Raw genomic sequence first — 14,913 nt, 5'->3', positions numbered from 1 at the left:
TTTCTTCCATGCCTCTTTTGTCTGTTTCCTCATATCCCTTATTATATCATCAAATCTTTATTTTGGACACTCCCCTGCGGTTTCGCTCGCCAAAAATATGGCGGTTTTCTTTGCGATTTGCACAAATTGTCTCTTTGTATTCAATTTCTATCTGGATACTTCCGGGAGAACTCCTCCACGATCCGCAGATGGCGCTCCATCTCCCACTGCGCGCGGGGGATATCCCGGTCCCGCACAGCATCATAGATGGCGCAGTGGGACTCATGGGTCAGGCGCTGATAATCCGGCCGTCCCAAAAAACGCTCCCGGATGTCCGCGATCATGCTGTTGACCAGGTGCATGGTGGCCGCAAGCATCACGTTGTGGCTGGCGACCGCCAGCGCGTCGTGGAACTCCACATCGTTCATATAGTTGTTCGGTTCCTTTTCCAGGTGTTCAATAGCCAGATGGATGGCAGCCAGATCTTTTTCTGTGGCCCGCTGGCAGGCAAGTCCCACGATCGCCACCTCATTGACCCGGCGGAACTCGCCAAAGTCCTCCTGGGTGTCCATCTTGTTAGAGATCCGCACAAAGGAAACCGCCTTCTGGATATAGTCCGCGTCCCGCATGACGACCTTCCGGTTTCCGCGGTTTTCAACGGCGCCCAAAAATTCCAGAATGGCAAGGCACTCCCGGAGAGAGCCCCGGCCAACGCCCAGCGTCTCAGCCAAATCCCGTTCGGAGGGCAGTTCCTCCCCCACTCGTATATGTCCGTTTTCAATGGCCGATATCAACGCCTGCATGACCAATTCCGGTATTTTAGGCGATACGGTCTGAATTTTTTCCAACTGCATGACACAGTCCTCCTTCCCTTTGGTAATACCATGATACCACCCCCCTTTTTTTCCGTCAAGGACGGCGTGTGCAGAAAAACCCATTCTTTTTTGACGGTTATGTGCAAGACCGCCGTCCCGTTGGGACGGCGGTCTGGTACGGGGTTCAGTTTAGATGATTCCGCATGCTCTGCCCATAGACCATGGGCGCAGCCAGCGCTATCAGGACCAGCACGGCGGTCATGATTGTGGAGGTCGTCATGGCCATGGTCCCGGCGATCACCAGCAGGCCCGCCGCCAGCCACAGCCAGCCGGCGAACCGGTGCACCGCCCGCCACGCGGACTCGCTGTTTTCCGTGAAGGAGAACCGCAGGGCGATTTTCGCGTTCCGGGGGCAGTCCCACATATGGCCGCCCAGGATCAGCAGCAGAAGCCCCAGCACGCAGGGTGTCACAAAGGTCATGGACAGTGCCGCCCGGCCCGCGGACTCCAGGATCATGCCGCCGCAGAAGAGGACGGAGATCACGGGAAAGCCCCACCGGCCCACCAGCCGGAATTTTGCCGGAGGCAGCGCCATGCGCTTCTGGTAGCCGTACAGCTGGGCATGGCAAATCAGGTCCAGCAGGCACATCAGGCCCGGCAGGGCAAACACCACCGCCGCCCGGGGCAGGGAGTCGTCCTTGCCGTCCATGCCGATCAATCCGGTGGATACCACCTCCGGGATCGCGTTCCACAGGCGGATGCCCAGCACCATGGGCAGTGCGCAGGTGAGCAGCGTCACCGCCAGCAAAAGCCCTGCTTTCTGTTTGGACACATGCTTGCCGAAGATCCGGGCGCTCTCACTTTCGATCTCCCGTTCCCCGGCCGTCTTTTTCTTTTTCGTACTCATAGCAGAAAGCGTCCCCCATTCATCCGTTTCAGACTGTTGGCTTATTATACGCCCCAGATGCCCGCTTGTAAAGAACGGACTTCCGGCGTTCCCGTTCAGATAAATGCCCCTGGCAATCTCACCAGCGTATCTTGAACAGGGCAGAGCGCCGTAGTATAGTCAGCGTGATAAATCATGATTTATCGGACAGTCATAACTCCCCGCTCCAGTATTTTGCCATTTCCCGCCCTGGCATCCGGCAATGCGCTCACGCCTCCACCTATGTCATTGTAAGAAATCCTGCGGCAGAGCAGCATAGCAGAAATATACAGAAAACGCGGCAGTTGTCAAAATGGGCAACTGCCGCGTTTCGCTATTTCGCAAAGCGGCAAAAACATACCAAACAATTCCGGACATCCCCTCATCCGGCAGAGGGCGCCGCCGGAAAGGGGATGCGGTAGGGCTCCCAGCCCCGCTCCCCCAGCTTTTTCTCCAGCCACTGCCGCAGGGCTTCCACGCCCTCCTCCGTCCAGGGAAAGGTCTCCGTCTCCACATTCTGGGCCAATTCAAAGCTGGTGTTCTCATATACCCACGCCTGGATGCTGCCGGTCCCCAGCCAGCCGGTGCGCTGGAAGCGGTAGCGAAACGTGCCCAGACTGCCGGGATACACCGACGCCTTGGTAAAAAACTGCATATTTAAAAAGTCAAAATGGTTCTCCATGGTCTCTCCTCGCTTTCAGGATCCATGATACCAAATCCGGCGTTGGGTGTCAAACCCGGTGGAACCGCAAAAAATGGGTATACTAGCCGCAAAGGAGGCGTATCCCATGGAATCTATCTGGGCAAAAACGGCGGACCTGCCGTCCTATTCCCCGCTGGAGCGGGACCTTCAAACGGAGATTGCCGTCATCGGCGGCGGCCTGGCCGGTATTCTGACCGCCTGGTTCCTGCGGCAGGCGGGGGCCGATGTGGTGGTTTTGGAGGCGGACCGCATCGGCGGCGGCCAGACGGCCCGCACCACCGCCAAGCTGACGGCGCAGCATGGGCTGAAATACGCCCAGCTGACCGCGTCCCTGGGCCAGGAGGCCGCCGGACAGTACGCCAGGGCCAATCTAGCGGCTGTGGAACGGCTGCGGCGGCTGACGGCGGAATGGGACATCGACTGCGGCTGGACGGACTGCACCTCGTTTCTGTATGCCTCCGGCGCGCCGGGGCCTCTGCGGCAGGAGTATGACGCCTGCCGGGCGCTGGGGATGGACGTGTTCCTCACCCGGGACACCGAGCTGCCCTTCTCCGCCGAGGCCCTGGGACTCCGGCGGCAGGCCAGCTTTCATCCCCTGCGGCTGACGGCGGCTCTGGCGGACGGACTGTCCATCTATGAGCACACCCGGGCATTGGAGGTCCAGGGCCGCCGCATCCAGACGCTTCAGGGGACGGTCACCGCCAAGCGGATCATCTTCACCTGCCACTTCCCCTTTGTAAACGCGCCGGGCTACTTCTTCGCCCGGCAGCACCAGGAGCGCAGCTATGTGCTGGCCCTGGAGGGCGCGCCGGAGATGCGGGACTACTACCTGGGTATTGAGGAGGACGGCCTCTCCTTCCGCCCCTACGGGAAGTACCTGCTGCTGGGCGGCGGCGGACACCGCACGGGAGAGAACCGAAAGGGCGGGAAATATGAGCTGCTGCGCCAGGCCGCCCGCCGCTTCTGGCCGGACTGCCGTGTCGCCGCCTCCTGGTCCGCCCAGGACTGTATGCCCATGGACAGCGTGCCCTATATCGGGCAGTTTTCCGAGAGCCGCCCGGACTGGCTGGTGGCCACCGGGTTCCAGAAGTGGGGCATGAGCTCCTCCGTGGTGGCGGCGGAGATCTTGAGCGCCCTGGCGCTGGGCCAGGCTCCCATTGCCGACGGCGCCGTGTTCTCCCCCCACCGCTTTCAGGCCGGGGCCTCCGCCAAACAGCTGGCCGGAGACGCCGCCTGCTCCATCCGGGGCCTGGGACGGCGGATGCTGGAGCCAGGCCGCGTCTCCGCCGAGGACCTGCCAGCGGGACACGGCGGCGTGGTGGACCTGGACGGTGAAAAAATGGGCGTCTACCGGGATGAGAACGGCGAGCTGTTCGCTGTTCCGGTGAAGTGCCCCCATCTGGGCTGCCAGCTGGAGTGGAACCCGGACGAGAAGAGCTGGGACTGCCCCTGCCATGGCTCCCGTTTTGACTATCAGGGCCGTCTGCTGGACGGCCCCGCCCAGACGGGCCTATAAAAATTCCGCCCCTCCGGCCAGACCGGAGGGGCGGAATTTCATGCGGAAAAAGGAGTTGACCTCCGTGCGGAATGGCAGCCGCACGGAGGTCTATGTGAGGGGAAAAAAGGAGATAAGTATCAAGGGAGAGGGGACTCGGCGTTTCTTACCAGGCCGCCAGTCTGCGTCCCAGCTCGCGGCAGGCCTCCTGGGCCTCGTCATTCGGCGTTTCGTTCACAGTCAGGCCCGCTTCGTCATACAAGTCCGCGCCAGCGGCGCCGCAGCGGGCGCACCAGTCCCGCATCCACTGTCCGTCGCCCCAGCCGTAGGAGCCAAACAGCGCGATCTTTTTACCGCCCAAATCGCCTTCCAGCTGGCTGAACATCGGCTCCATTTCGCCTTCTTCCAGCTCTTCCGCCCCCATGGCGGGGCAGCCGAAGGCCACTGCGCCGAAGTCCCGCATCCGGCTGGCGGAGAACTCAGCGGGAGCGATCATCTCCGCCTGTCCGCCGGTCTCCCGAACGCCCTCCGCAATGCAGAAGGCCATCTTTTCCGTATTTCCAGTACCGCTCCAATAAACAATGGCAACCTCATTCATGCTGTAAAATCCTTTCTATTTTACGCAGCCACCAGCTGCGTGATTTGCGCGCCCTGCCGGAACCGCTCTTTGCAGCGCTCCGTACACCGCCGGTAAACCTCAAACACCCGCCGGGCCGTCTCCGGGTCGCCGTAGGCTTTCCAATACCCGCAGCAGGTGTAATCCCGGCCCTGATGCTCAATGAAGCCCACCACATCTTCCAGGGGATAGCCCAGAAACACGCCGATCTCATGGGGGAATCCCCGTTCCAGGCAGAGCCGGCCTCTCAGCTGTTCCAGGAGTCCCCCGCATCCGTGTCCCATCCGATATCCCATCTGTTCCAGAAAGGTCCGGTTGGATGGCTCCGCGAGGATCTGACGGAGCCATCCCGCCCGGTACAGGTAGATCAGACAAGCACCCGTTTTGGAACATCTTTTCAGGACCCGGACCGCAATGCCGAATGGCGCCAGCTCTCTGGCCCAATACGCGGCAGATGTCAGGACCAGCTGTCCGTCAGCCCCTTGATAGCGAAACAAACTGGCCGGCTTCACCCCTGCCAGGGTCGGGGCGCACTGCTCCACCAGCACCGCTTCAAAGGTCTTTTCCATGACAGCCCTCCGCAGATAGTTAGTTCTAACTAACTATCGATTCGAAAAGTTGGCCGGACCAGCCAGCCATTCGCTTTAGGTTAGTCTTAACTAACCTTACATTTAATATAACACCCTCGCGCAAAATTGTCAACCCCCTTTTTGCAGAAATTTTCACATGTCCCCTTTTCCGCGCGTCCGCCCCACATCCCCTGCCGCGCTCCTGGCTCCACGCTTGCCAAGCAGCGGCAGAAGGCTTATACTAAGAGCCTATCCGTAAATAAGGCATATGCGGATAGGCTCTAAAGCATATCTTGAGGAGGAGCGTCCGGTATGAAGATCCTGGTCCTTTCAGATTCCCACGGGAATATCGACAACATGGTCCGGGCCGTGGAGGCGGCCACGCCCCGCATGATCCTGCACCTCGGCGACTGCTGGCGGGATGGAGAGCGGCTCCATGCGCTGTTTCCCAAGATCCCCTTTGAGCAGGTCCCCGGCAACTGCGACTTCCGTCCCTCCGAGCCTGCGGAGCGGCTCCTGTTTCTGGAGGACAAGCGGGTCCTGATCTGCCACGGCCACACATACGGCGTCAAGCAGTCCCTGCTCTCCGCGGGCTATGCGGCGGAGGAGCAGAATCTGGACCTGTTTCTGTTCGGACACACCCACAGGCCCCTGGTGGATAAACGGGGCAAGACCCTGTTTTTGAATCCCGGCAGCATCGGCAATCCCCTCCGCCCCTTCTATGGGATCGTCACCATCCTGAACGGCAGTCTGGATGGACGCACCGTCCCTCTGGAATATCGTCCATGAACTTGAAAAATCGCACGGGATTTTTCAAGCGGGCGATGCCCGCTGTGCGTAAAGCGCACAGTGATTGACTATGAAATGCAAATCAAAGCCGCGGACCGCGGCCTGTCACAGCGCACATGCGCTGTGACACTGGAAAAGTGGATTTGCCACTTTTCCAGTTATTTCATGATAACAGCCCGCCGCAGAGGTTTTGCACCGGCTGCATCAAAAAAAGTCCCCGGAATTTCCGGGGACTTTTGTCATGCGTGCTCGTGTCCGCAGGTGTCGCAGTGTCCGTCGCACGCCTTCAGCTCGTCGCCGTAAGGGATGCCGTTCCTGTCAAAATAATCCTTCACCGCGGCGCGGACCGCCTCCTCCGCCAGGACGGAGCAGTGGATCTTCTGGGCGGGCAGGCCGTCCAGTGCCTCCACCACCGCTTTGTTGGACAGCCGGAGCGCCTCGGAGATGGGCTTGCCCTTGATCAGCTCCGTGGCCATGGAGCTGGTGGCGATGGCGCTGCCGCAGCCAAAGGTATTGAATTTCACATCGGTGATGATCTGTGTCACCGGGTCCACCTTGATATACATCCGCATGATGTCGCCGCACTTGGCGTTGCCCACCTCACCGATGCCGTCGGCGTCCTCCATCTTTCCCACGTTCCGGGGATTCTGGAAGTGGTCCATCACTTTATCGCTGTATAGTGCCATAAATATATACTCCTTTCAAATCAGGTGCGGGCGCTGGCCCTTTTCCAGTTCGTCCCACACCGGAGACATCTCCCGCAGATAGCGGACGATCTCCGGCAGGACCTCCAGGATATAGTCGATCTCCTCCGGCTTGTTGTATTCGCTGAATGTCAGGCGCAGGGAGCCGTGGGCCACCTCGTGGGGCCGTCCCAGGGCCAGCAGCACATGGCTGGGGTCCAGAGAACCGGAGGTACAGGCGGAACCGGAGGACGCGGCGATGCCCTTGGCGTCCAGAAGCAGCAGCAGGGACTCTCCCTCGATACCCTCAAAGCAGAGGTTCACATTGCCGGGCAGGCGGCGGACCGGATCACCGTTCAAAACCGTATGGGGGATGCCGGTGAGGCCGGCGATCAATTTGTCCCGCAGAGGAATCAAATAGGCGGCGTTTTTCTCCATAGAAGCGCACGCCTCGTCAAACGCCGCAGCTGCGCCGCAGATGCCGGGGATGTTCTCCGTACCGGCCCGTTTGCCCCGCTCCTGCGCGCCGCCGTGGATCACGTTTTCCAGCGGGACGCCCCGTCTGGCGTACAGCACGCCCACGCCCTTGGGACCGTGGAACTTGTGGGCCGAGAGGGTCAGCAGGTCGATGTGCATCGCCTCCACATCGATGGGCAGGTGGCCCGCCGCCTGAACGGCGTCGGTGTGGAACAGCACGCCCGCCTCACGGCAGATCCGGCCGATCTCCGGGATGGGCTGGATGGTGCCGATCTCGTTGTTGGCGAACATGACCGTCACCAGGCAGGTGTCCGGCCGGATGGCGCCGCGCACCTGCTCCGCCGTCACCACGCCGTCAGGCGGGATGTCCAGCAGCGTCACCGCAAAGCCCTCCTTCTCCAGTGCCTGGAGGGTGTGCAGGATGGCATGGTGCTCAAACTTGGTGGAGATGATGTGCTTCTTCCCCTTCCGGGCGCCGAAGGCGGCCGCACTGCGAAGGGCCTGGTTGTCGGCCTCACTGCCGCCGGAGGTAAAGGTGATCTCCCGGGGCTGTGCGTTCAAATGCCGGGCAAAGATCTCCCGTGCCGCCGCCAGTTTCTCGGCCGCCCGCTGTCCGGGGGTGTGCAGGCTGGACGGGTTGCCGTAGAACTCCTGAAAGCAGGGAAGCATGGCGGACAGGGCCGTTTCGCTGACCGCCGTGGTGGCTGCGTTATCTGCATATACGTTCATAGGTCTCCTCCTATTTCCTATTTATTTACTATGATATCATCATGGCACATATTTTCCCATTTGTCAAGTAGGAATTTCAATTTTCTAGTTTTTCGACTGAGGCCTGACGGCAGAAAAAATGCCGGGGCTCCGCAGGGGAGTCCCAGCATTTTTCGCCTGTTCACTTGTTTTCTCCGCAGCTTCCAGCGTCTCCAGATACTCCTCCAGGCAGAGTCCATCCTCATGGAGAGCCGCGGCTGCGGCCTTGCCCACATAACGGTAATGCCATGGCTCATAGCCGATGCCGGTGATCTCGCACTTCTCTGTGGGATAGCGCAGGATGAATCCGTACTCCCAGCAGTGCTCCATCAGCCACTTCTGCTCCGCCGTCTTCTCCTGGTTCTGGTCCAGGACCTGATAGCTGGCCGCCACCAGGTCCACCGCCAGGCCCGTCTGATGCTCGCTGGTGCCGGGGACCGCCACCCAGCGGCCCGCCTCCTCCACCGCGGCATCCTTAGCGTAACCGGCGGCCCGCAGGCGGGTGATCTTATTGCGGTAAAGGCGCGTCTGCGTCTCCATGGAGCGGTAGGCCGAGCAGACCAGAGGGCACAGCCCCGCCGCCTTGCAATCCGCCAGCATGTCCGTCAGATTGTCATAGATCCGCTGGTCCACCTGCATCCCATTGGGAAGGGTCTTTAATTCCACCTGAAATTCCTCCGGCAGGGTGTGCCAGGGGTTCACCAGCAGCAGCTGCCAGTCCTCCGCCGGGGCGGCGGCCTGTTCCCCGGCGGAAACTGCCGCCTGTGTCTCCGACAGTTCAGCCGCCTGCGCCGCAGGGGACAGCATCATCAGCGCCGCCAGCAGCGCGGCAAGCCATGAGATTCTTCTTTTCAACGTCTGATTCCTTTCCGCCCATGCAGGGGCCATCCGGGAGGTTCTTTATCTGTATCGTACAACCTTTGCCATGGGAAAACAAGGAACAATTTGTAAACAAGCCCATAAAAATTTCCGGCCGGTCCAAAGGACCAGCCGGAAATCTTTCTCTTGGGCGCAGCGCGGATGGACGCTTACTGGGCGGCCATCTTGCGGGCGTTGGCCTCCACCTTGTTGCGGACAACGTCGATGGTAACGGCCAGGATGATGACAGCGCCGATGACGATGTACTGGATATCGTTGGAAGCGCCGGCCAAGTTCAGGCCGTTGCGGATGACCGCCATGATCATGGCGCCGATCAGGGTGCCCCAGATGGTGCCCTTGCCGCCGGTGAAGGAGGCGCCGCCCACGATGCAGGCCGCGATGGCGTCGTTGTCATAGGTGGTACCGGCGTTGCCGTTGGCGGAGGCCAGACGGCCCACGGAGACCACACCGGCCATACCGGCCATAAAGCCGGACAGGGTGTACACGAAGGTCAGCACGTTCTTGGAGGGGATGCCGGACAGGCGGGCCGCTTCGGCGTTGCCGCCGACGCAGTAGATCTGACGGCCCAGCGCGGACTTCTTCAGGAAGATGTCGAACAGAATGAACACCACGATGACCAGGATGAAGCTGACGGGGATGCCGGGGAAGGTGACCTTGTTGGTCGCTGCGTCACGGATGGTCCCGATGGAGCCGCCGCCGATCCACATCAGGGAATCCACGCCGGTGTTGGTGAAGCCGATGGACTTGGAGCCGGTGATGACCAGCGCCAGGCCCCACAGCACGTTCTTCATGCCCATGGTGGACACGAAGGGATGGGGCAGGTCCAGACGGGTCAGCAGGGTGCCGTTGATAAAGCCGGCCAGGGCGCTGACCGCCAGACCGCAGATAGCCAGCAGAACGGGGTTGGTGATGCCGAAGTTCTGGACCAGAACGCCGATGGTGCAGGTGCAGAGCACACAGTTGGAACCCACGGACAGGTCGATACCGGCGGTGATCAGGCAGCACAGCATACCAGAGGCGATCAGGCAGTTGATGGACGCCTGCTTGAGGATGTTCATCACGTTGGTGACTTTGGGGAACTTGTCGGGCATGGTGATGCAGAAGATCGCGATCAGGATGAACAATGCCAGAAGAGTTCCCAGCTTCTGGAGCAGTTCTTTCGCGGAAGTATTCTTTTTCATATCAGTCTAACTCTCCTCCCCAGGCCGCTTTCATGATGTCTTCAGAATTGAAATGAGGGGTATCACGGTCCACATTGGCCATGACGCGGCCGCCCCGCATGACCACCACATGGTCGCTCATAGCCAGGATCTCCGGCAGTTCGGAGGAGACCATGATGACGCACTTGCCGGCCTTGACCATGTCGTTCATGACACGGTAAACTTCGATCTTCGCGCCCACGTCGATGCCGCGGGTAGGTTCGTCAAAAATAAAGATATCGGCGTCGATATTGACCCATTTGCCGATGACCACCTTCTGCTGGTTGCCGCCGGAAAGCTGGGCGGTGACCTCGTCCAGGGAGGGGGTCTTGATCTTCAGGGCCTCCACATTCTCCTGGCCGGACTTCTCGATCCGGGCCTTATCCAGGAAGGGACCGTTGCTGAAGCCCTTCATGTTGGCCAGGATCAGGTTGGTCCGCACATCCAGGGAGAGCACCAGGCCCTGCCCCTTGCGGTCCTCCGTCAGGAACGCGATCTTTCGCTTGATGGCGTCCTTGGGATTCTTTATGGTAACTTTTTCACCCTTGACGTAGATCTCACCGCTGTCCAGCTTGTCGGCGCCGAAGATAGCACGCATGGTCTCGGTGCGTCCGGCGCCCACCAGGCCTGCAAAGCCGGTGATCTGACCGGCATGGGCCTGGAAGCTGACATCGTGGAGGACGCCGGCCTCGTTGAGGTTCCGGGCCTCCAGCCACACATCGCCCTTGACGCCGAACTCCTTGGGATACAGGTTGTCCAGCGTCCGGCCCACCATGGCGGTGATCAGAGAGTCCTCTGTCAGCTCGCTGATGTCCTTGGTGACGATATGCTCGCCGTCCCGCATGACGGTGACACGGTCACAGAGTTCAAAGAGCTCTTCCAGTTTATGAGAGACAAACAGGATGGCCACGCCCTTGGCCTTCAGGCCCCGGACCGTTTCCATCAATTGCGCGATCTCCTCCTTACCCAGGGAAGAGGTCGGCTCGTCCATGATGATCAGCTTGGCGTCCAGGGAGACAGCCTTGGCGATCTCCACCATCTGCTGCTGGCCGACGCCCAGCTTGCCGCATTCCATTTTTACATCGATCTCGGGATGCCCCAGTGTTTTCAGCGCTTCTTCCGCCTCGGCATGCATGCGGGGATAATCCAGCAGGAAGCCTTTCTTGATGGCGCGTCCCATAAAAACGTTGTCCGTGACAGGCAGCTGCTTGACGATGTTCAACTCCTGATACACACAAGCGATGCCCGCCTCACGAGACTGAACAGGGTTTTTGAAAACGACCTTCTGGCCGTCCACAAAAATCTCTCCCTCCTCCGGAGAGTGGACGCCGGTCAGCACCTTGATCAGGGTTGACTTGCCCGCGCCGTTCTCTCCGATCAGGCCGTGGATCTCACCCGGCCTGATGCCAATGGACATATTTTTCAATGCGACGACACCAGGAAAACGTTTGGTAATATTTTTCAGTTCGACGACATACTCGCTCATGGAATTACCTCGTTTCTGTTTTTCCTGATTTCTTGGTTTTACCGCCGCTCCGGCGGCGGGGAGATGGCATCTTTGGAAGAGGATTTGGCGGCAGTCGGTACTGCCGCCAAATCCACGTACTTCTCAGCTATGCAGCGACAATGCAGTTATGTGCAAACTCGCAGATCAGCCCTTCATAGAAGCCAGATTGTCCAGATAGGCCTGGCCGTTCTCAGCGGTAACGACCTGAACGGGAGCGTTGATGACTTCGTCAACAGACTCGCCCTTGACGGCCTTCACGGCAGCCTCGACGACCTGATAGCCCATCTCATAGGGCTGCTGGGCGACGGTGGCCTTCACCAGCTCGCCGGCCAGGATCAGGTCCACGGCGGAGGCGTTGCCGTCGAAGCCGACGATGGTGATGTCCTCAACACCGGCGGACTTGCAGGCGTTCATGGCGCCCACGGCGGTATCATCGTTGTGGCACAGGACGATGTCGATCTGATCGGGGAAGGAGCTCAGCATATCCTCCATGGTCTTGGTGGCGCCGTCGGTGGTGTTGTTGCCGGACAGAGCGGCCAGAACTTCCACGCCGGCCTCGGAGCAGGCCTTCTCATAGCCCTCGCGGCGCATGTTGGAGGTGTTGTCGCCCTCCTGGCCGTAGATGACGACGGCCTTGGCGTCGGCGCCCACGGTCTCGATGGCCCACTTGCCGCCCTCATAGGCAGCGTCCACGTTGGAGGTGCCCACGAAGGAGGTCTGGCCGTCGATGCCGACGTTGGTGTCAACGGACAGAACGGGGATGCCGGCGTCGATGGCGGCCTGCAGGGCGGCGGCGGCAGCGCCGGCGTCATTGGGGGCGCAGACGATGGCATCACAGGAGGCGAGCTGCTGCTCGATCATGGCGACCTGCTGCTCGATCTCGCTCTCAGCGCCGGGGCCGACGACGGTGACCTTCACGCCCAGATCAGCGGCGGCGGCGTCGCAGCCGGCCTTCACATAGCCCCAGTACTCGGAGGCCAGGGTCTTCAGAACGACGGCGACCTCGATGTCCTCAGTGGCGGGGGCGGGCTCATTGGTCTCGGTCTCCTTGTTCTCCTCAGCGGGCTTGTCACCGCCGCCGCAGGCGACCAGGGACAGAGCCATGACCAGAGCCAGGATCAGTGCAAAAAACTTCTTCATGCTTCTTTTCTCCTTTTCGATAAAAATTCCGGAAAAGTTCCATCTTATTCCCCTGAGCCAGAGCCTTCCGTGTCCAAAATGGACACGGAAAAAGGGAATATTCCCTTTTTTCTTTTAGAAGAAATCGATTAGTTTTCCCGGTGAATGCGATTTCATCCTAGCATAAAGGAAAACGCCCCGTCAATAGCGCATCCAAATTCTGTTTATTTTCTAACAATTCAGCCACTCCGTTTTGTGTATAATGATCAATTCTTTTTTGTCGTCATGGTGTTTATTCCTATTTCGTTTTTGCGGAGCGCACAAACGTCCGCTGTGCGGCACCTCCGGCGGGCTCATCCGCTTCCATCCTCTTCGGCCGCTCCCGGGGGCTTTTGAAAGGTTTCTGTCATATCTATAAAAAAAGGGCAACCCCCTTTGGCTAAATCGGAAAAATTCAAAAACCAGCAGGAAAAACCGTTGATTTTTGAGCCAAAGGATGATACTTTCTTAATAGCGAAAACGATTGCGTCTGTGGGGTTGTTGTGTGCCTTTCTGTGAACGGACACAGAATCGTTTTTTCCGTATCCGGCGCCGGGTCTCCGGCCGCCATTCCCATCCAGTCATCAATATTTGTAAGGAGGACGCTTCCCTATGTTTGATCCTAAACATGTATCCTTGGGCATCGCACCCATCGGCTGGTGCAACGACGATATGCCTGAGCTGGGCGGTGAGAACACCTTCCAGCAGATCGTCAGCGAAATGGCTCTGGCCGGTTTCACCGGCTGCGAGATCGGCAACAAGTATCCCAGCGATCCCGCGGAGCTGAAGAAGGCCCTGGACCTGCGGGGCATGCGCATCGCCAGCCGCTGGTATTCTTCCTTCATCCTGACCCGGCCCATGGAAGAGGAGATCGCCGACTTCACCGCCAACCTGGAATTCCTGGCCGCCGTGGGTGCCAACCGCATCAACGTCAGCGAGCAGAGCTACTCAATCCAGGGCCAGATGGACACCCCCATCCTCACCGGCGGCCACAAGCACGTGATGAACGACGAGGAGTGGGACCGCTTCTGCAGCGGCCTGAACACCCTGGGCAAGATCGCCGTTGAGCACGGCTTCAAGCTGTGCTTCCACCACCACATGGGCACTGTGGTCCAGACCAGCGAGGAGACCGACCGCATGATGAGCAGCACCGATCCCCGCTATGTGTTCCTGTGCTTTGACACCGGCCACTTCACCTTTGCCGGCGAGGCCCCCCTGGCCATGCTGAAGAAGTATGTGGACCGCGTGGGCCACGTCCATCTGAAGGACATGCGCCTGCCCGTGGTGGAAGAGGCCCGGAAGAACAACTGGAGCTTCCTCCAGTCCGTCCGCAATGGCGCTTTCACCGTGCCCGGCGACGGCGACGTGAACTTTGACCCCGTCTTTGAGGTGCTGGACAAGGCCGGCTACCAGGGCTGGCTGCTGGTGGAGGCCGAGCAGGACCCCGCCAAGGCCAATCCCCTGGAATACGCCATGAAGGGCCGCAAGTACATCAAGGAGCACACCGGTCTGTAAGCTCTGACTCCTCATTTTGAATTGCTAATTTTAAAACAGGAGATGTTCCCAATGACCTATTTTAACAAGAACGATGAACTGAAGCAGGGCTACAACGCCTATATCGACACCGCTGTGGACGATATGGGCACCCAGATGGACGTGGGCCTGCTGGTGATGGAGGACGGCGACGTCTTTACCTTTGAGGAGGCGGAGAAGGAGATCGCGGTGCTGCTGTTCTCCGGCAAGGTCACCTACGAGTGGGACGGAAAGACCTGCGAGGCCGACCGGCCCGACTGCTTCCACCACGAGGCCTACTGCCTGCTGGCCGGCAAGGGCACCAAGATCGTCCTCACCGCCCACGCCCACAGCGAGCTGTACATCCAAAAGACCGTCAACGAAAAGCCCTATGAGGCCGTCATGTACACCCCTGAGACCGTCCAGACCCAGTACGCCGGCGGCAAGGGCGAGCTGATGGGCTGCATGGAGCGGGAGATCAAGACCTTCTTCGACCACGACAACGCCCCCTTCTCCAACATGGTGCTGGGCGAGGTGCTGAATCACCCCGGCAAGTGGTCCTCCTATCCCCCCCACCATCATCCCCAGCCGGAGGTCTACTTCTATCGCTTTGACTATCCCCACGGCTTCGGCGCGGGCTTTGCCAACGGCGAGATCTATCAGACCGGCCACAACGGCCTGGCCGTCATCAACCGCGGCTTCCACTCTCAGACCGCCGCGCCCGGCTACGCCATGTGCTATGCCTGGGGCATCCGGCACCTGGAGGGCGATCCCTGGCTGAAGACCCGGATCGACGACGAGGAACACGCCTGGCTGTGGAAGGCCGACGCCAACGACCACATCTATCCCAATCATTGACA

15 protein-coding genes are annotated in these 14,913 nt (G+C 59.9%); 4 read left to right on the top strand and 11 right to left on the bottom strand.

Annotation, left to right across the window (positions count from 1 at the left end; genetic code table 11):
• Nucleotides 1-140: 140 nt before the first annotated feature.
• From Q0Z71_RS10680 to Q0Z71_RS10670, 3 genes are all read right to left on the bottom strand, one after another.
• Nucleotides 141-833 carry a FadR/GntR family transcriptional regulator gene (locus tag Q0Z71_RS10680; protein WP_298022175.1) on the bottom strand — a complete coding sequence of 231 codons (693 nt, stop codon included), beginning with the start codon at nt 831-833 and terminating at the stop codon, nt 141-143.
• 145 nt (nt 834-978) lie between these two features.
• Nucleotides 979-1,701: an SdpI family protein gene (locus Q0Z71_RS10675; protein WP_298022172.1), complete on the bottom strand. Its 723-nt coding sequence runs from the start codon at nt 1,699-1,701 to the stop codon at nt 979-981.
• A gap of 400 nt (nt 1,702-2,101) precedes the next feature.
• Entirely contained in the window at nt 2,102-2,401 is a 300-nt protein-coding gene (locus Q0Z71_RS10670) for a hypothetical protein (protein ID WP_298022169.1), read from the bottom strand.
• A 106-nt stretch (nt 2,402-2,507) separates the two neighbouring features.
• On the opposite strand from Q0Z71_RS10670, the gene Q0Z71_RS10665 reads away from it, so the two are divergent.
• On the top strand, nt 2,508-3,938 hold the full coding sequence (locus Q0Z71_RS10665; protein WP_298022166.1) for an FAD-dependent oxidoreductase: 1,431 nt from the start codon (nt 2,508-2,510) through the stop codon (nt 3,936-3,938).
• A gap of 145 nt (nt 3,939-4,083) precedes the next feature.
• Here Q0Z71_RS10665 and Q0Z71_RS10660 read toward each other — a convergent pair whose 3' ends face one another.
• Together Q0Z71_RS10660 and Q0Z71_RS10655 are read right to left on the bottom strand one after the other, a co-directional pair.
• Nucleotides 4,084-4,515 (bottom strand): flavodoxin, encoded by a 432-nt coding sequence (locus tag Q0Z71_RS10660; RefSeq protein WP_298022163.1) that lies wholly within the window; start codon nt 4,513-4,515, stop codon nt 4,084-4,086.
• A 20-nt stretch (nt 4,516-4,535) separates the two neighbouring features.
• Nucleotides 4,536-5,102: a DUF3793 family protein gene (locus Q0Z71_RS10655; RefSeq protein WP_298022160.1), complete on the bottom strand. Its 567-nt coding sequence runs from the start codon at nt 5,100-5,102 to the stop codon at nt 4,536-4,538.
• 312 nt (nt 5,103-5,414) lie between these two features.
• Here Q0Z71_RS10655 and Q0Z71_RS10650 point away from each other — a divergent pair, with 312 nt between their 5' ends.
• The gene (locus Q0Z71_RS10650; protein ID WP_298022157.1) at nt 5,415-5,891 is read left to right on the top strand and encodes a metallophosphoesterase; all 477 of its coding nucleotides are present in this window, start codon (nt 5,415-5,417) and stop codon (nt 5,889-5,891) included.
• A gap of 239 nt (nt 5,892-6,130) precedes the next feature.
• On the opposite strand, the gene nifU is transcribed toward Q0Z71_RS10650, so the two are convergent.
• From nifU to Q0Z71_RS10620, 6 genes are all read right to left on the bottom strand, one after another.
• Nucleotides 6,131-6,577, bottom strand: coding sequence for a Fe-S cluster assembly scaffold protein NifU (gene nifU, locus Q0Z71_RS10645; protein WP_298022154.1), 447 nt, complete (start codon nt 6,575-6,577; stop codon nt 6,131-6,133).
• 15 nt (nt 6,578-6,592) lie between these two features.
• A complete protein-coding gene (locus Q0Z71_RS10640; protein WP_298022151.1) occupies nt 6,593-7,780 on the bottom strand; it encodes a cysteine desulfurase family protein in 1,188 nt (395 codons plus the stop codon).
• A gap of 84 nt (nt 7,781-7,864) precedes the next feature.
• Complete coding sequence (locus tag Q0Z71_RS10635) at nt 7,865-8,653, bottom strand: M15 family metallopeptidase (RefSeq protein WP_298022148.1); 789 nt, start codon at nt 8,651-8,653, stop codon at nt 7,865-7,867.
• Between the two features lie 173 nt (nt 8,654-8,826).
• Nucleotides 8,827-9,858 carry an ABC transporter permease gene (locus tag Q0Z71_RS10630; RefSeq protein ID WP_298022145.1) on the bottom strand — a complete coding sequence of 344 codons (1,032 nt, stop codon included), beginning with the start codon at nt 9,856-9,858 and terminating at the stop codon, nt 8,827-8,829.
• A gap of 1 nt (nt 9,859) precedes the next feature.
• On the bottom strand, nt 9,860-11,362 hold the full coding sequence (locus Q0Z71_RS10625) for a sugar ABC transporter ATP-binding protein (RefSeq protein ID WP_298022141.1): 1,503 nt from the start codon (nt 11,360-11,362) through the stop codon (nt 9,860-9,862).
• Nucleotides 11,363-11,527: 165 nt separating this feature from the next.
• Nucleotides 11,528-12,523 carry a sugar ABC transporter substrate-binding protein gene (locus tag Q0Z71_RS10620; RefSeq protein WP_298022138.1) on the bottom strand — a complete coding sequence of 332 codons (996 nt, stop codon included), beginning with the start codon at nt 12,521-12,523 and terminating at the stop codon, nt 11,528-11,530.
• Nucleotides 12,524-13,153: 630 nt separating this feature from the next.
• On the opposite strand from Q0Z71_RS10620, the gene iolE reads away from it, so the two are divergent.
• Both iolE and Q0Z71_RS10610 read left to right on the top strand, forming a co-directional pair.
• Entirely contained in the window at nt 13,154-14,056 is a 903-nt protein-coding gene (gene iolE, locus Q0Z71_RS10615) for a myo-inosose-2 dehydratase (RefSeq protein WP_298022135.1), read from the top strand.
• A gap of 51 nt (nt 14,057-14,107) precedes the next feature.
• Nucleotides 14,108-14,911, top strand: a complete 804-nt coding sequence (locus Q0Z71_RS10610) for a 5-deoxy-glucuronate isomerase (protein WP_298022132.1) — start codon at nt 14,108-14,110, stop codon at nt 14,909-14,911.
• Nucleotides 14,912-14,913 lie beyond the last annotated feature (2 nt).

This window comes from uncultured Dysosmobacter sp. (assembly GCF_947631635.1).
In the GTDB taxonomy this organism is placed as follows: Bacteria; Bacillota; Clostridia; order Oscillospirales; family Oscillospiraceae; genus Oscillibacter.
This window is presented reverse-complemented; position numbering and strand designations above follow the sequence as displayed.